This is a genomic window from Candidatus Zixiibacteriota bacterium, from assembly GCA_040752595.1.
Classification (GTDB): Bacteria; Zixibacteria; MSB-5A5; order WJJR01; family WJJR01; genus JACQFV01.
The window spans coordinates 22437-42774 of record JBFMGX010000004.1; the positions used below are offsets into that span (position 1 = coordinate 22437).

Annotated in this window: 13 protein-coding genes and 3 tRNA genes; 8 read left to right on the forward strand and 8 right to left on the reverse strand. The window is 63.1% G+C overall.

Annotation, left to right across the window (positions count from 1 at the left end; genetic code table 11):
• Window position 1 precedes the first annotated feature (1 nt).
• The 4 genes from def (at window position 2) to miaB (ending at window position 6535) form a co-directional block, all read left to right on the forward strand.
• Window positions 2-553, forward strand: coding sequence for a peptide deformylase (gene def / locus AB1792_00570; protein MEW5700713.1), 552 nt, complete (start codon window positions 2-4; stop codon window positions 551-553).
• 287 nt (window positions 554-840) lie between these two features.
• The gene (locus tag AB1792_00575; protein MEW5700714.1) at window positions 841-3636 is read left to right on the forward strand and encodes a TIGR03960 family B12-binding radical SAM protein; all 2796 of its coding nucleotides are present in this window, start codon (window positions 841-843) and stop codon (window positions 3634-3636) included.
• A 47-nt stretch (window positions 3637-3683) separates the two neighbouring features.
• A complete protein-coding gene (mtaB, locus tag AB1792_00580) occupies window positions 3684-5192 on the forward strand; it encodes a tRNA (N(6)-L-threonylcarbamoyladenosine(37)-C(2))-methylthiotransferase MtaB (GenBank protein ID MEW5700715.1) in 1509 nt (502 codons plus the stop codon).
• 5 nt (window positions 5193-5197) lie between these two features.
• Complete coding sequence (miaB, locus tag AB1792_00585) at window positions 5198-6535, forward strand: tRNA (N6-isopentenyl adenosine(37)-C2)-methylthiotransferase MiaB (GenBank protein ID MEW5700716.1); 1338 nt, start codon at window positions 5198-5200, stop codon at window positions 6533-6535.
• A 302-nt stretch (window positions 6536-6837) separates the two neighbouring features.
• Here the strand turns inward: miaB and AB1792_00590 are convergent.
• The 5 genes from AB1792_00590 to smpB all read right to left on the reverse strand — a co-directional run bounded on the left by AB1792_00590 (window position 6838) and on the right by smpB (window position 9617).
• A tRNA-Arg gene (locus AB1792_00590) sits at window positions 6838-6913 on the reverse strand.
• Window positions 6914-7150: 237 nt separating this feature from the next.
• Window positions 7151-7224: transfer RNA gene (locus tag AB1792_00595), tRNA-Pro, on the reverse strand.
• Window positions 7225-7376: 152 nt separating this feature from the next.
• A complete protein-coding gene (rdgB, locus tag AB1792_00600) occupies window positions 7377-8012 on the reverse strand; it encodes an RdgB/HAM1 family non-canonical purine NTP pyrophosphatase (GenBank protein MEW5700717.1) in 636 nt (211 codons plus the stop codon).
• Between the two features lie 180 nt (window positions 8013-8192).
• Window positions 8193-9029 (reverse strand): glutamate racemase, encoded by an 837-nt coding sequence (murI, locus tag AB1792_00605; GenBank protein MEW5700718.1) that lies wholly within the window; start codon window positions 9027-9029, stop codon window positions 8193-8195.
• 117 nt (window positions 9030-9146) lie between these two features.
• On the reverse strand, window positions 9147-9617 hold the full coding sequence (gene smpB / locus AB1792_00610) for an SsrA-binding protein SmpB (GenBank protein ID MEW5700719.1): 471 nt from the start codon (window positions 9615-9617) through the stop codon (window positions 9147-9149).
• Window positions 9618-9830: 213 nt separating this feature from the next.
• On the opposite strand from smpB, the gene AB1792_00615 reads away from it, so the two are divergent.
• The 4 genes from AB1792_00615 (at window position 9831) to AB1792_00630 (ending at window position 15732) form a co-directional block, all read left to right on the forward strand.
• Window positions 9831-12638, forward strand: a complete 2808-nt coding sequence (locus tag AB1792_00615) for a TonB-dependent receptor (protein ID MEW5700720.1) — start codon at window positions 9831-9833, stop codon at window positions 12636-12638.
• A gap of 183 nt (window positions 12639-12821) precedes the next feature.
• Window positions 12822-13859, forward strand: coding sequence for an NHL repeat-containing protein (locus AB1792_00620; GenBank protein MEW5700721.1), 1038 nt, complete (start codon window positions 12822-12824; stop codon window positions 13857-13859).
• Window positions 13860-14017: 158 nt separating this feature from the next.
• Window positions 14018-14104, forward strand: a tRNA-Leu gene (locus AB1792_00625).
• A gap of 128 nt (window positions 14105-14232) precedes the next feature.
• Complete coding sequence (locus AB1792_00630) at window positions 14233-15732, forward strand: GWxTD domain-containing protein (protein ID MEW5700722.1); 1500 nt, start codon at window positions 14233-14235, stop codon at window positions 15730-15732.
• Between the two features lie 364 nt (window positions 15733-16096).
• Here the strand turns inward: AB1792_00630 and AB1792_00635 are convergent, their stop codons facing one another.
• From AB1792_00635 to AB1792_00645, 3 genes are all read right to left on the reverse strand, one after another.
• Window positions 16097-17164 carry a hypothetical protein gene (locus tag AB1792_00635; protein ID MEW5700723.1) on the reverse strand — a complete coding sequence of 356 codons (1068 nt, stop codon included), beginning with the start codon at window positions 17162-17164 and terminating at the stop codon, window positions 16097-16099.
• Between the two features lie 237 nt (window positions 17165-17401).
• Window positions 17402-18769 (reverse strand): sigma-54 dependent transcriptional regulator, encoded by a 1368-nt coding sequence (locus tag AB1792_00640; GenBank protein MEW5700724.1) that lies wholly within the window; start codon window positions 18767-18769, stop codon window positions 17402-17404.
• Between the two features lie 117 nt (window positions 18770-18886).
• Entirely contained in the window at window positions 18887-20203 is a 1317-nt protein-coding gene (locus tag AB1792_00645; GenBank protein ID MEW5700725.1) for an ATP-binding protein, read from the reverse strand.
• Window positions 20204-20338 lie beyond the last annotated feature (135 nt).

A 20338-nucleotide genomic window follows, 5' to 3' on the forward strand; every position in this document is an offset into this window, starting at 1 on the left:
GATGGCGATTCTCAAAGTGGCGAAGCTCGGGCACCCGGTTCTCAGGCGCTCGGCGGAATCCTTGGCCCCCGAACAGATCGGCTCGGCCGACATCCAGCGGTTGATCGACGATATGTTCGAGACAATGGCCGAGTACGGCGGTGTTGGACTGGCGGCGCCGCAGGTGCACCGCTCCGTCCGCCTGCTGGTCACCGAAGACATTCCCGACCCGGAGCACGAGGGGACGATGTTGGCCGAGCGCAGCGTCGTGATCAACCCGGAATTGACGTTCCTGACCGATGAGGAAGTCGCGTTCTTCGAGGGTTGCCTGTCGATCCCCGACTTCCGCGGCCGGGTGCCGCGACCGCGCAAGATCCGTTTACGCGGGTTGAATCGCCACGGAAGCAGGATTGACCGCGAGGTCGAGGGCTTTCCCGCCGTCGTCTATCAGCATGAGGTCGATCATCTCAATGGCGTTGTCTTTCTCGACCGCATGCGCGACTTCTCCACGCTCTCGTATCTCAGCGAATTCGACCGTTTCCTCGCCGCGAGCGCCGGACCGGTGGAGGTCTGATTCCGTTCCGTGCCCCACCCGAAGGGTGGGAGGGCGTGCGAATGATCAGTCGGATGGACAGCCGTGCGTCGGCCACTCTCGTTGCCGTTTCTTCGTCTGGGACTTCCAACAGTAGGTCGTGAAACGAACAACGAGAGACGAAGTCATCACCAAGGCCCCCTCTCCGCTGGCGGGGAGGGCAGGGGTGGGGGGATTGGGCGCCTCCGCCACCCCCCCTCTGACTCCCCCCGTCAACGGGGGGAAGGTTTCTTCCTGTCTCCTTCAGCGGTTCCAACGACCGATCCACCGTGACCACGCCCGCACCCATCGATGACCGCACACTGTCGCGCCTCCTCGACCGCGTGCAGAAACCCGGCCGTTACATCGGCGGCGAGCTGCACCGCGCGGTCAAAGGCCCACAGACGGTCGCGATTCGTGTCTGCCTCGCCTTTCCCGATTCCTATGAAATCGGGATGTCGCATCTCGGGCTGCGCATTCTCTATGCGCATCTGAATGCCGACGCTCGGATCTTCGCCGAACGGACCTACTGTCCCTTCCCGGACATGGAGACGCTGCTGCGGCAGAATGGCCTCCCGCTGTTCTCCTGGGAGACCCGTACACCGCTGTCGTCCTTCGACGTCGTCGGCTTCTCCCTGCAATCGGAGATGACCCACACCAATGTCCTGACCATGCTCGACCTTGGCGGCATTCCGCTCCATCGTCAGGAACGCCGCGAGGACGATCCCATCATCGTTGCCGGCGGCCCGGTCGTGTTCAATCCCGAGCCAATGTCGGACTTTATCGACGCCTTCATCATCGGCGATGGGGAAGAGGCATTCGCCGCATTCCTACATGGTAACCACTCACTCAAGCAACAGGGGATCCCGCGACGGGAACGACTGCGCCGTCTCGCTGGGGAAATCACCGGCCTGTATGTTCCCGCCCTCTATCCCACACGCACCGACCCAACAACCGGTTTCGTCCATGTTGCGCCGGGCGATGCGGCGCCCTATCCTGTGCGCAAGGCGCTCGTCGACGATGTCAACCGTTTCCCGTTCCCGGCCGACATCCTCGTGCCGCAGGGAGACATCGTCCACGACCGTGTCGCCGTCGAGATCGCGCGCGGCTGCACCGAGGGATGCCGGTTCTGCCAGGCGGGGATCATCTACCGCCCCGTGCGCGAGCGCACGCCGGCGTCGATTGTCCAGACGATCATCGCTGGCATCGACAAGACCGGCTTTGAAGAGGCATCGCTGACTGCGTTGTCGACCGCCGACTATTCCTGCGTGACGCCTTTGGCCAAGGCGGTGATGGCGGAGTTGCAGGTGCGTCGGGCGGCGATGTCGGTCTCCTCGTTGCGCGTCTATGGCGTCACCGAGGAATTGGCGCGCGAGATTGCCAAGGTCCGCAAAACCGGCTTCACGATCGCTCCGGAGGCGGGCACACAACGCATGCGTGATGTCATCAACAAGGGGATCACCGATGAGAACATCGACACCGCCGCCGAGATCGCCTTTGCCAATGGCTGGACCCGTCTGAAACTCTACTTCATGATCGGCCTGCCGACCGAGACCGACGAGGATGTTCTCGGCATCGCCGACATCGCCATTCGCGTCTGGCGCATCGCCAAGCGCCATGGGGTGGGGCGCGCCTCGGTCGTCATCTCCGTTTCATCCTTCGTTCCCAAGGCGCATTCGACCTTCCAGTGGGTGGCCTTTGACGATCCCGACCATCTGCGTCGCAAGCAGCGGTTGCTCGCCGACCGCCTGCGACCCTTCCGCGCCATTGAACTGAAATGCCACGAGGTCCGCCTGTCGCGTCTCGAGGCAGTCTTTTCCCGTGGTGACCGCCGTCTGGGCAAAGTGATCGAGAGCGCCTGGCGCCACGGCGCCCGTTTCGACGAGTGGACCGATTACTTCCGCGAAGAGAACTGGACCGCCGCCTTTGCCGCCTGCCATCTCGATCCCGATCAGTTCCTCCCGGCCTTGCCCATTGCGGAGCCGCTGGTCTGGGATCACATCGACTCCCGCGTGACGAGGGACTTCCTCCTGAAGGACCTGCGCAAGGGACTGGCCGCTCGCTTCTGGCATCCCTGCGAGAAGCCCTATCTTCCCAAGCGGCACAATCCACCCAAGACCAAAGAGGGGATTACGAAGCTGGTCTGCTACGACTGCGGCGTCGACTGCGACCTCAAGGCCATCGCCATCGAACGAGAGCAGGCCGGAGCCTCGGCAGATCATCTGGTTCTCGAGAAGAATGCCATGCTGGACCGCATCGGCCGCGACAAACTCCCGCAGCCGGTCGCTCCCGAGTCCGGCGAGTTCCCGGAAGAGCGATCCGACCGCTGGGATCGTGTCGGCGCCGGGCCCGGTTCGCAGCCGTTCGCCCCGACACCGGGACCGCTGTATCGCTATCGTCTCTGTTACTGCAAGGCCGGTCTGTCACGCTACCTGTCGCATCTGGAGGTTGTGCGGCTGTTCCACCGTGCCTCGCGACGCGCGCAACTCCCGGTGGCGTTCTCCGGGGGCTTTCACCCGCACCCGAAGCTCTCCTTCGGTCCCGCTCTTCCGGTCGGGGTCGCCGGTGATCATGAATACCTCGACGTAGAACTGACAGAGGACTGGCCCACCGAGCGGCTGGTTGCGACGCTGAATCGACATCTGCATGAGGGGTTCGCCCTGCGTGCCGCGGTGAGACTGCATGTTGGCGATCCGGGCATCGAGGCGCTGATCGACCACTTCGACTACTTGGTTGAATTCGACTCCCGCGCGCTGGCCGATCTGATTGGCGCCGGCCCATCGCTTGACACACGTCTGCGGTCCAAACTTGCCAATGGCGGCTGGACCATCGAGCGCACCATCGAAGGCCGCCGCAAGACGATCAACGCCGCCGAGTTTGTCGATCATTGGGAATTCGCCACTCCGAATGGCACGACACGATGGCGGGTGACACTCCTTTCCAAGGCGGGACGCTCGGTCAAGCCGCGCGAGCTGGTCGAATCGCTCCTCGGCGCCTGGCCCGATGGCACCATCATCACACGGTCGCGCATGGGCCGTCTCATTGACGATCGATTCCTTACACCGATGGAAACCGCGACGGCATGAAAGCACGGCAAGATTTAACCTCTCCCTCCGGCGATGTCCCGAACGGAGTGAGGGGGAGAGGTCGATCCGATCCGCCGCGGCGGATCGGATCGGCTTGCCCTGAGCGACCTGTCCTGAGCGCAGTCGAAGGAAGTCGAAGGGGTGAGGGAGTTCGTCGCGCCTCCTTCTACACCCTCGGCTGTCGCCTCAACCAGGCCGAGACTGCGCTGATCGCCGAACAGTTCCGCACGTCCGGCTATGCGATTGTCGAGCACGGCGCGGCCGCCGATGTCGCCGTCATCCACACCTGCTCGGTGACCGAGCATGCCGACGCCCGTTGTCGCCAGGAAATCCGCAAGGCCAGGCGTCGTTCTCCCGATGCGTTGGTCTGCGTCGTCGGCTGCTATGCCCAGGCCGAGCCGGGAACAGTCGCGGCCATTGACGGCGTCGATCTGATCGTCGGCAACGACCGCAAATTCGCGCTGGCGGATCTAATCGGCGTAGCAATCGCCGCCCGCAGCGGTGTGCCGGTCAGCCCTTGGGCTGACGTGGGCACGGCAGGCCGTGCCCTTACAAGGCAGCCAACGGTGCTTGTCTCGCCCCGTCCCGATGCGACCGAGATCGAATACCCGATGGCCGGATACTACCCGCATCAGACCCGTGCCAACATCAAGGTCCAGGATGGTTGCGACTTCTGCTGCGCTTTCTGCATTCTACCACGGATTCGTGGCCAGGCGCGTTCGCGTCCCCTCCCCGACATCATCGCCGAGGGTCACGAACTGGCCCGCCGCGGCCACAAAGAACTGGTGATCACCGGCGTCAACGTCGGCACGTATGCGAGCAACGGTCACACCCTCGCCGATGTCGCCCGTTCCCTGTCGGGTATCCGTGGCGTGGCGCGTGTTCGTGTGTCATCGATTGAACCATCAACCGTCAGCGATGATCTCCTGCGCTGGATGGCCGAATCGCCGGCGGCATGCCGCCATCTCCATCTCCCCCTGCAATCGGGTGACGACCGTGTCCTCTCCCGTATGAAACGCGTCTACACCACATCCGAATACGCCCGCTTTATCGACAAAGTGAAGACCATGATCCCCGATGTCGGCCTGGGCACCGACATCATGGTCGGCTTTCCCGGCGAATCCGAGCGCGGATTCGCGAACACCGTTCGCTTTGTCTCGGAACTTCCCTTCTCATACCTGCATGTATTCTCGTATTCCGACCGTCCCAAGACCGCCGGCCTGTATCTCTCCGACAAATGCTCCCCGGACGCGATCAAAGAACGCTCCGCGATCATGCACGACCTCGCCGCCTGGAAAAAGCAGCGCTTCTTCGCCGATCACATCGGCCGCACCGTCGAGGTCCTCTTCGAGACCGTCGACACCGACGGCTGGCGCAAGGGCTTCACCGGATCGTATCTTCGGGTGGGAGTGCCGCCGGATCACGCGCGGGAGAATGATCTGAGCGACACGATTGTAGCTGGGATCGACTCCGACTTCTGCCGCGGTGCAGGGGCACCGCGTGTCGAAGACCCCGAGCGAAGCCGAGAGGCCGTGCCATCAACCAGTGAAATCTGATCGCCATGAATTCAGCGACATCATCTCTGGCCGCGCTCGCCCGCGTCAACCTTCAGACCTTTGGCTGCCAGATGAACGAGTACGACTCCGAATTGGTTGGCTCGATTCTGGGGGAACGGGGGTTTGCGCTCACGGCCGATGAGACCGCCGCCGACGTGATCCTCTTCAACACCTGCGCCATCCGCGAGACCGCCCACACCCGCATCTATGCGCGGCTCGATGCGCTCCTGCACGAGAAGAAGGCCCGGCCGGAACTGATCGTCGGCGTCCTCGGCTGCATGTCGCAGAATCTGAAAGAAGATCTGTTGCTGCGTTTCCCCGCCGTCGATCTGATCTGTGGCCCCGATGCCTATCGTCATCTCCCCGACCTGATCGACCGCGCCCGCAGTCTGCGCGAACGCGGCACCGCCGTCGAGCTGTCCGAATACGAAACCTATGACGACATCGCGCCGACCCGTGTCGAGGGCGTCAATGCCTGGATCGCGATCATGCGCGGCTGCGACAACTACTGCACGTTCTGTGTCGTTCCCTATACGCGCGGCCGCGAACGCTCCCGTGATCCCGAGGGCATTCTGGCCGAGACACGCACGCTCGCCTCACAGGGATACAAGCAGGTCACACTCCTGGGGCAGAATGTCAACTCCTACCGCCACAATGGCACGACCTTCGCCGACTTGATGGCCTCAGTCGCCCAAATCCCCGGCATCGCGCGCGTTCGCTTCACCTCGCCCCATCCGCAGGATTTCCCCGCGCAGCTTCTGGAAGTGATCGCCGGCGACGACCGCCTCTGCAAACACATCCATCTCCCTCTGCAGGCCGGGTCGGATCGTATCCTCAAGAAGATGAACCGCGGCTACACGCGCGATGGCTTCCTGCGTCTGGTCGATCAGATTCGCACCACGATTCCCGGTGTCGCCCTGACGACCGACATTATCTGCGGCTTCCCGACCGAGACCGACGCCGAATTCGCCGCGACCGAAGCCGTGATGCGCGAGGTGGAATTCGACTCCGCCTTCATCTTCAAGTATTCCGAGCGCGTCGGCACCATCGCCGCCAAACTCTGGGATGATGACATCCCCGAACCCGTCAAGTCCGAGCGTGTCACCCGTCTTGTCGACCTGCAGCGCGAGATCTCGCTACGACATCACCAGACGATGGTCGGCTCGACCGTCCGCGTGCTGATCGAAGGGGAGAGCCGCAAGAACGCCCACGAATGGAAATCTCGCACCGACGGCAACGCCATCGTCGTCTTTGCCGACCCCACGGCAACCACCGGCGACTTCCGCAACGTCCGCCTCACCGAAGCGACCCCGAATACGTTACGGGGGATTGCGATCCACTGACCCGGGATCCGTAGGGCGGGCTACTTGTCTCGAGCAAAGCCGAGGGATGCCCGCCGTTCTCGTTCTGCGATGTTGTGCGGGTCAGCCCTTCAGGGTGAATCCTTCAGGATGAACCCTCGGACTGACCCCGGACCCGAAGGGTCCGTCAGAACTGCTGATCAGAGAGATCGCCTGCCAAGGCAGGCGAACGTCAGCCCAAGGGCTGACCGGCACAGAATACGCTGCGCGGCACCGCACCCCATTGACATGCGATCCGTAGGGCGGGCTCTGCCCGCCATTCTCGCTTCACAGATTGTGACTGATGGTACCCCCGGCAGGATTCGAACCTGCTACCGACAGCTTAGAAGGCTGCTGCTCTTCCAAATGAGCTACGGGGGCCGGCGAGGCCGGTTTCGACGGCGACGGCGGCTGTGTGTATGGCTGCGACTGAGGCGCCGCCAAAGCCCCCACAGTCATTCTGAGCCGCATCGACCCGCTTGCGGGCCGATACGAGCGAAGAATCTGCTGTTTCTCTCCACGTGGCAAAAAAAACAGATTCCTCGCTTCGCTCGGAATGACAATGGGTGGCAAGACCGCCCTCCTGGTCACCATCTCCTACGACCGGAAGATCATCAATCGGGGTGAGAGGATTTGAACCTCCGACACCTTGGTCCCAAACCAAGTGCGCTACCAGGCTGCGCCACACCCCGACATGCACCCAAAATACGTCACCGCCGATCCGACAGGGGAGGGTTTTCACATACGCCCCGCGGGAGGTTCGGAGGGTGGGTGCTTTGCACCCACCACAGGGGGCTGGAAGCCCCCTGTCCTCACACACAGAAGCATCGCGGACAGGGGGCTTTCAGCCCCCTGATCCCGGTCGAACCAGTTCTTCCAGCCACCTGGCCGCCGCCCGGAATGCCCGTCCCCGATGCGACAGCCGATTCTTGTCCTCTGCGGATGCCTCCGCGAATGTGCACCCCAGCTCCGGCACGAAGAACACCGGATCATAGCCGAATCCGCCCGCGCCATGTGCCTCGCGCGTGATTGTGCCGGACACGACTCCCTCGAACAACTCCACGGTCTCGGCATCGCGCGCCAGTGCGGCGACACAGCGAAAGCGGGCGGTCCGTCGATCGTCCGGCACATCCGCCATCATCCTCAACAACTTCACATTGTTATCGGCGAAGGTGCATCCCGGCCCGGCAAAGCGCGCCGAAATCACCCCCGGTGCGCCGTCCAGCGCATCGACTTCAAGCCCCGAATCATCGGCCAGCGACCAGAGTCCCGTCGCCCGAAAGGCGGCCAGGGCCTTGATCCGCGCGTTCTCCTCCATTGTCGCACCGATCTCATCCGGCTCAGGGAACTCGGTGAAATCGGATGCCGTCAGAACCCGGATCGGCAGCGGACCCAGAATGGCCCGTATCTCTGCAATCTTGTGCGCGTTGTTGGTTGCCAGCACCAGTCGGGAAGGGGCACGATGGCTGTCAGCGATCATCGCGTGCTCCCGAACCCTGCGTGTCTGGCGAAGGAATCGGATTCCCTTCATTTGGGGACAAGCAGGTTCCTCGCCCCGCTCGGAACGACAACCCCCCTCTGGATATTGGAGATTCTCCTGTCACCCCGAGCGAAGCGAGGGGTCTGCTTTTTTCTGGAAAGACGCATTGCATGGACATTCTCAGCGAACCGGCGCCGCCACACCATACTGGTGCAATGTCTCCAAGTCGACCACCTCGACCGGCGCCACGTCCCGTCCCAAGAACCGCCGACCGACCATTTGAAAGCGCCCCGGCGTGTCGGAGACATAGAAGCGGTGCTCCGGCGATTCTGCGGCTTCGCGATGGTGGTTCCGAGACACAAGCCGCGCGCTCACCGCATGTGCCACCGCCGTGGCCGAATCGATCAGCCGTACCGATGGCCCTAACACGGCGGCGATATCCGCCTTCAGAAGTGGGTAGTGCGTACAACCGAGAACCAAGGTGTCGATCCCGTCGGCGATGAACGGCGTCAGGTACTCCTCGGCGACCAATCTCGTCGCCGGCTTCCCCGCGAATCCCTCCTCTGCCAACGCGACAAACAAGGGGCAGGGTCTGGCGACCACATCGATGTCAGGCGCGAGGCGTTTCAATGCCCGGCTGTAGGCCCCCGAGTTGATCGTTGCTTCCGTGCCGATGATCCCGATCCGGCCGTTGCGTGTGGCCGCCACCGCATCGGCTGCCCCCGGCTCGATGACTCCGATCACATCCACGGTGGAAAAGGCCACAACTTCCTCCAACGCCAGTGCCGAGGCCGAATTGCACGCCACCACGATGAACTTGCATCCCAGATGGTCGAGAAACCCCGTGATCTGACGGGCAAACTCGACGATCACGGTCTTCGAACGGACGCCATAGGGATACCGTCCTGTGTCGCCGAAATACACCAGCGGCTCGGCCGGGTAGGCCCGCGACAGGGCGTCGAACACAGTCAGTCCGCCCACCCCGGAATCAAAGATGCCGATTGGTCTGTCTTTCATTCTGTCTCAGATAACCTCTCCCTCCGGCTCGCCCCGAGCGAAGTCGAGGGGGAGAGGTCGATCCGCCGGAGGCGGATCGGGTGAGGGCCTCTTTTGTTCCATTTCGCGTCTTGGAATTCACCGCCGCCGGTGCATCGTCCGCCGCAGTTGACGTTCGGTCTCGCGCTTGACGATCGCCTCACGCTTGTCGTGGGCTTTCTTGCCGCGTCCAAGACCCAGCTCGATCTTGGCCACCTTCCCCTTGAAATAGACGCGCAACGGCACGAGGGTCAGCCCCTCCTGTTGCGTCTCGACGCCCAAACGGCGTATCTGCCGTCGCGACAACAGCAGCTTACGTGTCCGCGTCGGGTCATGATTGAATCGGTTCCCGGCCGTGTATTCCGGAATATGGACTCCGACAAGCCATGCCTGGCCGTTCTCGATGCGGGCGTAACCCTCCTTCAGGTTGCATTTGCCGTCCCGCAGCGACTTGACCTCAGTCCCGACCAGGACCAACCCCGCCTCGAATGTGTCCAGGATTTCGTACCGAAAGTTCGCCTTGCGGTTCGTGGCGATGATCTTCACAGTCGGTGCGGGCAGGTCGGCCATGGGGGCAATAAAGACCGGCGGCCAATCTCGTTCAACGCGTAAGTGTGCCGTTGCGGTTCCCGTTGGAGCATTGAAACAAGGATCGGGCCTGTTACCCGGTTTCTCCGTCCATGGGAATAGAGCCGGGGCGCAGCGGGTAACTGGGTTGCCCGCGGGAGTTGCCAATTCCCCCGCGGATGGCTTCCTTTCTCAATCATCCAACGCCGCGATCCCATGTCCCCGACTTCGCTGCCGACCCATCCCAAGTGCATCGTGCACAGCGTCCTGTTACTGCTCGCGGTATGCCTGCTCCCCGCGACGGCGCTGGCCGCGCGCGGCGCAACCGGAGCGATCGCCGTGACAGTTGTCGACGACAAGACGGGCGAGCCGCTGCCGGGGGCCTCGGTGTATCTCCCGCTCTTGGGTCGCGGTGGAGCCGCCGACCAAGAGGGGCGTTTCCGCTTCAGCGGTCTGGGCTCCGGCTTCTACGCCGTGGAAATCTCGATGATCGGCTACATCCGCTGGCGGCAGGAGAATGTCCGCGTGCGGCCGGACACGGCCACGCAACTACGGGTCCGCCTCACCGCCACGATCCTCCCTCTGGGTGAAGAGATCGTCGTCCTGGGAGAGCGGGCGCTGCTGGATGTCAATGAGCCCGCCACTCGGCGCGCCGTCACCGGCGCCGAGCTGGCGCAGGGCGCCGGCATCACGCCGATGGAGGCGGTGATGCAGCAACCGGGTGTGACGCAGGTCGATCGCGAGGTCCATATTCGTGGCGGGCGGACCTATGAGACCGACTACACGGTCGATGGTATCTCCGTCACCGATCCGTTTCTCCGCCAGGGGATGGCGGTACAACTGTCGCCGCGGGCCATCGAGCGCCTGCAGGTGCAGACCGGGGGAATCGGCCCGGACAATGGCGCCGCCTCGTCGGGCCTTGTCGCTATCGACACCCGCAATCCGGAGACTCATCTCACCGCTACGGTGACCTACACGACCGACCGTCTCGCGCCCAGCGCCGCGGGCGATTGGAACTCTGATGGAGCGGAATTATCCCTCTCGGGTCCGCTCAACGCGCTGGGGTTGCCGTCCGTCTCCCACGATCCCCGCTTGGAGCCGGGTTTCGTATTGAACCTGGGAAGCGCCCTGACCGACACGCACATGGGTTCGGGTCACCCCAGTTCGTCGGTGTGGGGAGGCAGCCGCTGGACGCCGCGCTCGGAGGACCGCTACCATGCACTGATCAAGCTCTCTTGGCGCGTCACACCGCATCACCGTCTGGTCTTCCTGCATTCGGGCGAGACGAACATCGGCCAGGACCGTAGCGTGCTCGACACGTGGATCCGCACCGCCACCTACAGCTATGGCTGGCCCTACGCCTATGCTCGTAACTTACAGGATTACGACACATTCACACGCCAGGCGAACACACAGCAATTCCACTGGGAGTACCGCCCCGGAGAGAATGCGGCATTGACCGTAAGCGCCGCTCGGGTCTTCTCCCGTCTGCATGCCGACGCCAACGGCAAAAGCCCTGATCTCTACCTGCCGCCGCAGGACACCGGCCCGGCCATCGTGGAGGTGACCCCCGATTCGACATTCTTCACCATTCAAAAAGGAGACGGCTTCTATGACGTCGGCGACGGCGACTTATGGTACGACCACTATGCCGAGACCCAGACACTGAAGGCCGACCTGCGCTGGACGCCGCGGCCGAATTGGAATCTGTCGGTCGGAAGCGAGGGTTCCTCCGGCACCGTGCAGGTGATCGACATCTTCCGCCCTTGGATCGGATTAGGGGGGCTGAACACCGACTACTATCGCGCCCATCCCGCCTCCGGTGCCGGGTGGCTCCAGAGCCGGTTCAATTTCCAGGGGGCGGTTCTCGACGTCGGCCTGCGCGGAGAACTCTGGTGGCCGGGGACATATCTGGAGGATGCCGTCAACGACACGACCTTGCCGAATATCACTCCCACGATGAGGGAGGAGTTCCTCGCCCACACGTCCACTGTGTTCGGCCATCAAGCCCAGGGATGGGTCCTGCCACGCGTCGGTCTCTCGTTTGCCTTGGGACCGTCGGCATCGCTCTATGTCTCCTACGATCGCCTGGCCCAGAGGCCGAATCCCCGCTACTTGTATGCGAAGCTGAAGTCCCGTTCTCCCGCCACCTTCCAGTTGTTCGGGAATCCGGCTCTGGTACCCGAGAGGACCACCGCCATCGAAGGCGGCATCAAGTGGCTGCGCGGACCCGACTGGGCCTTGACAGTCAGCGTCTACCAACGTGAAGTCAAAGACTACATCGCCGCCACCGTTGTGGTTCCCGATCCGGATGCTCCCGAGACATTCTGGTATGCTTATGCCAACCGCCAGTCGGCGCTCTCGCGCGGGGTGGAGTTGACGCTCGAAGGACGTGTCCGCCCGACATTCCATGCCACGGGGATGCTGAACCTGGCGCGGGTCACCGGCGAGCATTCCCTTCCTTCGGACATCTGGCGCGGACGTCAGACACGAGAGAGCGAGGTTCTCTTCGAGGAAGTCCGCCTCGATTGGGACAAACCCTGGCGCGTGGCGCTGACCGCGGGTCTGACATTCGGAGGCGACAATCGTCCGCGCATTCTCGGCCTCGGACTTTGGCGCAACTGGGATTTGAATGTCTCATTCTGGGCCGAAGCCGGGAAGCGATTCACACCCTACGGCGATTCGGTGACGGCCACGGCGGACACGGTCTACTTCCGCACCGGCGCTCCGAATTCCGAACTCGGCCCGTGCTGGAGCTCCCTGGACGTTACGTGGGAGAAGCACTTCAAGCTGGGCCACACGACGTTGTCGCTGGTGATCGCCGCAACGAATCTGCTCAACCACCGCAACATCACGCTCATCAACCCGGTGACCGGCGACGCCTATCGACGCGGCGAGCCGATTCCCACCGGCGACAACTTCTTTGAGACCGCCCCGACCGGATACAACCTGCCGATCTGGGACGACCCGGCAGGTTACGATGATCCCTTGCACTGGCTGTTCGGTGTGAAATGGAGCTGGTGAAGAACTCGGAGACCCATACGAAAGGTAGGAGCGGTCAGGTCGCGAGAACAGCAGGTTCCTCGCTGCGCTCGGAACGACAGGCCCACTCTTGGAACAGCGTGGCCCTTGTCACCCCGAGCCGAGCGAGGGGTCTGCTTTGCGACGGCGGCGAGCATTCCGTCAGATGATGACAGTGTGAAGACCATGCGGTCCATTCTGCCAACATGCGTCTGTCTTGGTACAGCCATCCTATCGGGTGCTGTGCTCGTCGTCGGCTGCGGCGAGAAGATCCCTCTCCCGACCGGCATCCAGAATGACCCCAGCGGCCGCCTCCTCGACACCGTCTACATCGCCGTTGTCCCTCATTGGACAGGGGCGGGCGGCATTCCGTTCGTGCGACCGCGGGGCGTCTCGGTCGGGTACGACCGCACCATCTACGTCTGCGACTCGGTCAACAATCGGGTCGTCCGTCTTGATACGGAGGGGAACTTCCTTGAACAATACACAATGCCCGGCCCCGTCGCCGTGACTCAGGATCGGGGTCTGAACCTGGTCGCCGTCAACAACACCCGCACCGTCTGGGTGCGACGCTTCCTTGCTCATGGCGATTTCGTGGCGTTCGCCGATGCCGATTCCTTTCAGTATTGCCGCCCGATCGGGAAGGGGGACTCGATCTGCATGTGGCTGTTGCCGCGCCTGCTGGACATCACCTCTTCGCCCGATGCGGCCGGTTGGTTCTATGTGAACGAGGACTGGTCCGGGCAGATCCTGCGTTTCACTCTGGGCTACCCGCAGTTGTCAAATGTGTTCCGGCGCGGCTCCGCCATCGGCCAAGTCTATGCGGCCACCGGTGTGGCGACATCCCCGGTCGGGACCGGAGGATACCGGCTGATCGTCACCCAGTACGGCCCTGAGCAGGGCGTGCAGTACTTTGACGGCTCCACCAAACTCCCCGTGATCACCGACGCCTCGGCCGACGTCTATCATCGCACCTTGGCGGACTACAAGACGGTCGCCGCCGATCGCTTGGGCAACGTTTATATCCTGCACCGCGAGGCCGCCCAGGTGATGGTCTTCGACAAGCGCGGCCGCTATGTGCTCGCCTTCGGGCAACAGGGGACCGATTCGCTGGGTCTGTCGTCACCCTCCGGGATCGCCGTCCTCGATGAAACCATCCTCATCGCCGACACCGGCAACAATCGCATCGTCCGCTACCAGATGACCGCCGTCCCGGAGAACTGACGGCACTCTTGGGCAGGCACACAGGCCTGCCCCTACTGTAGAATCGCAATATGTTCGTAGGGGCGGCCCGGTGTGGCCGCCCGCAATGGATCGGCTGGCCAGATGCGCGCCAAAATCGCCTTGCCCGCCGCGCCGCAAATGCCGATAATCCCCCCGGCGCCGAAGTGGTGGAACTGGCAGACACGCTGTGTTCAGGGCGCAGTGCCCTTACGGGTGTGCGGGTTCAAATCCCGCCTTCGGCACCAAGAGATGCGAGCCCCGACCGCCCACCGGTCGGGGTTTTTGCTTGGCAGGTGTCAAACATGGGACAGCATTGCGTCGCGGAGTACATCTCCCTTTGGGAGAGGTCGATCCGCCAGAGGTGAATCGGGTGATGGAGATCGTGCCCTTGGCAGGTAAGAGTCAACGCGGCGCTCAACACCCGAATCGCAGTTCCACGCTCTTTCGGGTTCTGCTCTCACTGTCTGCACTCTGCCTCGCCTCCTGCGCCGGCGAGCGGCAGTTTGTCGGTGAGCGTCCCCCATTGACCGAACGCCAGCGCGATGCCGCCCTCAAGGCGCTCCTCGGTCCGGAGCGATTTGCCGAGTACGTGACGATCACCGACACCACCGAGTCGCGCGAATGGCTGCGCCGCTTCTGGACCGACCATGACCCGACTCCGACCACACCCGAAAACGAATTCCAGATCGACCATGAACGCCGCGTCTACCATGCCATCTACCTGTTTGGCACCGGCGGCAAAGGCGGTCCACCTTGGGACGATCGGGGAGAGGTATACATCCGTTATGGTCAACCCGATGAGCGCTTGATCCGACGGGTCGGTCCCGATGGCGACGAGGTCATCGCGCCCGGTGGTCGTGGGGGCGGTCGCGATGACGATCCGTTCATGACACCGCTCAACACCGAAGGCGCCGCCAGCGAAGTCTGGACCTACTACCGCTGGGACCAGTCCTTTCAGTTCGAAGACAAGCGTGGCTTCGGCTTCTATGAGTTGGTGCCGGTGACAGATCCCGAGGCACGGCGCCAGGATATGGGGGAGTTCTATGCCTCACGTCTGCGCGCCATCGATCTGCAACCGGCGATATACTACCACGAGTACGGCCGCAACTTGATCGACTACGCCCTCGATGTCGTTCGCTTTCGGGGCGAGGGCCGCCATTGGCGCGTCGATGTGAATCTCGGATACCCGCTCTCCGAGCTGGGACGAGACAGCGATTCTGCGTCCATCTCCCTGCGCCGGACCCTCGTTGTCCGTGATCAAGATCAAAGAGAAGTCTTCGGTGAAGAGGGGCTGATCCACCGTCTGGTCGGACCGGTCGGCCCCACTCACCAACTGATGGTGGAACAGAAGACCATCGACCTGCCGCCGGGACGGTTCGCGCTGGCCGTCACGATCAACGACCTCTGCACCGGGAAGACCGGCACATACATCAAGACCTTCCGCCTCCCGGCGTACATCGTGCCCGAAGTCCAGGAGATCTCCGACATCGAAATGGCGTCGTTCGTCTGGTCGATCTATGAGCCCGGTTCGCTGTTCGTGCGAGGCGACCACATGGTCATGCCGCTGCCCTCACGCGTCTATCTCCCCGACCAGTCGCTCGCCTTCTACTTCGAGGTTTACAACCTCTTGCTCGACAAGCAGGGGAAGACTCAGTACGAAGTCAGCTACGTGATCAGCGCCGCCGACGGGACCGAACAACTGCATCAAGTCGAGCCGGGAACCCTGTCCTCATCGACCCGTCAGGTGTCCCGCGTCGGCACGCTGGACATCAGCACTCTGCCTGCCGGGGAGTATGTCCTGACCATCCGTGTCAATGATCTGGTCGGCAAGCACGAACGGATAGCACTGGCGAGCTTCCGCAAGTCCGACTGATGCGATTCTGCATCCTTCGCTTGGCGACCACGTACAAAATAATGAGGCCCGGGCCGAGGCCCGGGCCCATCATCCCAGGTATTAGGTAGGATTTGGTGCGGCTCACCCCATCGGGGTGTGGAAGTCCTTATGCTCTCACCCTCGGCCTGCGCCTTGGTCGGATGCATTCACTGTCAGCCCCAACTCCCTCAAACCGCATTTCTAACCATCAAGAAAGGGCCATTCCGAAATGACGCAACAGGTTTTTTTTGCGCCGTTCCGGCAGGATTCGCAGGGGGCGGCAAGCGGATTTACGACAGGCGAGATCGTGGACAGTCGGTCAGGAGCTCGGCGCTCCCGATGCACTCCTCGGTCCGAACATGTCCTACCGCTCGAGCTCTTCGCTGATCCGGTCCATCAGGTCCAGCGCCGCACGTGTCCGGATCAGTGCTTCGCGCAAGGCCCCGGTATCGAGGGCGACCCCGGCCTCGTGCAGATCGTCGCCCGCCTGCTTCAACCGATCCTGCAATTGCGGTGAGCCGTCTTCATGGACTGCCTGCGCCATTTCCTCGTGACGACGTTCGGCGTCTTCCAAGAGGGCGGCGATGTCTTCATGGCGGAGATCGCGCTCGACCGCACCGGCCGCACGGAGCAGCGCCTCGCGCGTCTGTCGGATGTACCGCTCCGCCAAGGCCCAGCGCTCATCTCGGATGGCTCCCTCTGCAGCGGCATAGCTGCTGCGGGCCAAGTCCAACTGTTCTTGTGCTACCCGGTTGTCCGGCTCGGCGCGCGACCCGAGTCTTTCCATCGCCTGTCCCAGACGGTCCATGATCCGTTCTCTGCGTCGACCGCGCGCGGCCTCGTTTCCCATCGCACCCCAACGGCCGCGCGATCCGCGCTGATCAAGACGCGCCGGGGCATCACGAGCTTCAAGCGTCAGTTTCAATGCCGGACGCAACTCACGACGGTGATACATGTCCCAGGCACGCGATTGCAGGGCCTCGGCCGCCCTCAGACGATTCGCCTCAGCAGGTCGGGGGGCAGCCCCGATCCGTTGATGGACGTCTTGTAGAACCCGGTCGGTCTGCTCCAGTTCGCGTCTGACGCCATCAGCGGATTCGTCTCCGCGGCGCAGACCTGCCAACGCTTCCAAGACCAGATTGCGGGCATCATGCGTCAGATCCTCCGCCCGACGCAGATCGCCCTGCTTCAGTGCCTCTCGGGCCTCATCCTGTAACTGCTCCACCCGCTTTAGACCCGGTTCCCCGGGCGGCGGCCCGGATTTTGGCAGCACGTCGCGGGCGCTTTCCCACAGGCGGTCGGTCTTCTCGATCTCGGCTTTGACATCCACACGGTTTTGTGCCGCGGCCGTGGCCGGCAAGCAGAGAATGCAGACGACCCACCCAAGCGCGAGCAGGATGAAGGGGATAATCAGCAATCGCTTTTGTCTCATGTTTGGCTCCTGTTCTGACACCGATCTTTCGTCAATCACCAGGGAGTCAAACTGCATGCCAGGAGGATTCGGCGACGGTATTGCTGTCAACGCATTGTATGACAACTGATTGTAGTCGTCATCTAACGTCTTGCATTCATGTAACGATCTGCTCCGGTCGGAACACTTGAACCGTCCAGTTCATCAGCGTCGGCCCCGAATCAGAGACTCCGATGCGCCGATTCTCCGCGCCGCAGCTCATGCGTCCAACCCGTACCGCCTCAGCTTGGCGTAGAGGACGCGGCGCGTGATCTTCAGTCGCCGCGCCGCGTCGCTCTTGTTTCCGCCCGCAGTGCGCAGCGCTTCTTCGATCATCTGTCTCTCGACATCGGCCAATCCCTGTCCGGGGGTCGGTGGTAACGACTCGGAGGCGGTCGAGACGGCGCTCTTGGCCGCATCCCTCCCCGGTGGCGTCAGGGTGGGGAGGAGGGCAAGATGTTCGCTGCCGATCGGTTCACCGCCGGCGAGGATGACCGCTCGCTCCAGCACGTTCTTCAATTCGCGGATGTTCCCCGGCCAGTTGTACGACTGGAGTTTCTCCATCACCGCGCGCGATGGCCTCGGTCCGCCGTAGCGCAGCTTCCGGAGGAAGTGCTCCGCCAGCACCGCGATGTCTTCCCGGCGCTCTCGCAGTGGCGGAACGTGGATGGGGAAGACATTCAGGCGGAAGAAGAGGTCCTCGCGGAAGCGCCCTTGCGCCACCATCGCGGCGAGGTCCTTGTTCGTGGCGACAATGACGCGCACGTCGACTCCGATCGGCTCGGCGGCGCCGACCCGCACGATCTCCCGCTGCTCCAGAGCCCGCAGCAGTTTCGCCTGGAATCCCGGTGAAATCTCACCCACTTCGTCAAGAAACAGTGTTCCCTTGTCGGCCAGTTCGAAGCGTCCCGGTCGCTGCTTGATCGCCCCGGTGAAGGCGCCCTTCTCATGCCCGAACAACTCGCTTTCCAAAAGCGTCTCCGTGAGCGAGGCGCAGTTGGTGGCGACGAATGCCCGCTGGGCGCGCGGCGATGCCTTGTGGATCGCCCGCGCCACCAGCTCCTTGCCGGTGCCGGACTCGCCGGTGATGACCACCGTGGCGTCCGCCGGCGCCACGCGCTCGATCAAGAGGCGCAGATGCATGACCGCCGGGGCGGCGCCGATGAACTCATCGTCCGTCAACGCGCGCAGATCGGCATCGAGTTGCTCGGCGCGCGCGTCCAAGCGACGGGTCTTCTCCCAGCGCTCCACCCACAACGTCATCTCATCGAGGTCGAGTGGCTTCGCGATGTAGTCGACGGCGCCGGCCCTCATGGCGGTCACCGCGGAGGCGGTCGATCCATAGGCCGTGAGGACCGCCACATCGGTCCCGCCGCCCAAGGCGGCCACCGCGCGCACGATCTCCATCCCCTCCACCGGGCTCATACGAAGATCGGTGATCACCAGATCGAAGGCGCCGGGACGAATCTTGGCGAGCGCCTGGGTTCCATCGGTCACGTAAGCGGCCTGATGCCCCAGGTCGGAGAGCGTCTCCGACAGCAGAAGACCGATGCGTTCCTCGTCATCGACGATCAGTATGCGTGCCATATGTCCTCACGATCTTCACGGCTCGACTCCAAACGGTAAGCAGGGGAGGACACCGTAACCTCTCCCTCCGGGAGAGGTCGATCCGTCCGGAGGACGGATCGGGTGAGGGAGCCTTGTTCACCCTGTCACACGGTCATTGCTTGTGCGATCCCGTGCCAGCGGCCACCGGACCGTGAACACCGCACCGCCGCCGGGATTGTGCCCGATTCGAATCGTACCGCCGTCTCGCTCGACCATCATCATCACGGCGTACAAGCCAAGCCCCGATCCCGTTGTCTTCGTTGTATAGAATGGTTCGAACACGCGCTGGCGAAGTCGCCGGGGGATTCCCGGCCCCCGATCCGCGACGACCAGTTCACCCCATCCCGGCCCCGCCGGTCGCCATTGGATTCGCACCGGCTCTTCCGGCGGACTGATATCGAGGGCATTGCGCAGGAGGTTCATCAACACCTGCCGTGGCGCCTCCGCATCGACGATGATCGGCCCCGTCGGCTCCACCTGCAACTCCCAGCGCCCCGCCCCGCCGATGCCGGCTTTGAGCGTCTCCAGCCAACGGGGGAGCTCATCCTCCATTGTCACCGACGTGCGGTGTGTCGCCGATGGGTCAGCCAGACGCAGGTACCCACTCAGGATGCGGTCGAGTCGGTCGGCTTCGGCCGGCATGAAGCGCAGCAACTCCGTCTGATGCGCGCGATCGGTTGACGGCTGCCGTTCCAGTCGCTCGAGACGTTGCGCCGTGGCCTTGATGATACCGAGTGGATTGCGAATCTCGTGAGCGATGGTCGCCGCCAGCCGTCCCAGCCCGATCAGCTTTTCCGAGCGCAGTAGCTCGGCCTCCCAGTGCCGCGTGATGCGACCATACCATATGAACAGACCCACCAGGGCCAGGGCGAAGAGGACCGAGAGGGCATGAACCCACCATGACAGTGAGTCCAGTTGGTCCCATGCCGCGAAGTACCCGGCGTCGGCCTCAATCCGCACGATCCCGACCGGGGGCCCTCCCGATGAATCGCTGATCGGTGCCGCGGCGCTACGGTAGTACGCCCCGTGCCAACGGTATGTTTCCGACACCCACGGCAATCCCGACAACAGCGCCGCCCGCCCCTTGCGGTCGAGGGCGGAAAAGACAATCGCCCCCAGCGAATCGGATTCGGCAGCGAAGGGATCCTGCCACAGCGTGTCGAGGATCGTGGCCGAGACAAGACGATTGGCGAGGGCGAATTCCCGCGTCTGTTCGCGCAGTCGCACGAACGCCTCCGGCGAGAACGCACTCTCCGAACCGATGGCCTCCGACACCATCTCCGCCGGGATCGACGCCGCGAAGGTCTCTGCCAGTCCTGAGAGTTGTTCCCCCAGTTCTTCGTTCAGGGCGGCATAGAACTCCCCGAGGATGCGGCGATATCCGAGGTTGATGCCGGCCAGGATGGCCAGCATCACGACTGTCACCAGCCAGGGAAGAAGTCGTCGCCTGTATACCTGTCCCCACATGTCCGAAAGGAGCAGTGATGATCCGAATGGTACAACTGTCTATTTCGTCATTACCACCTCAAGGGTGTGGCGCGGATTCAA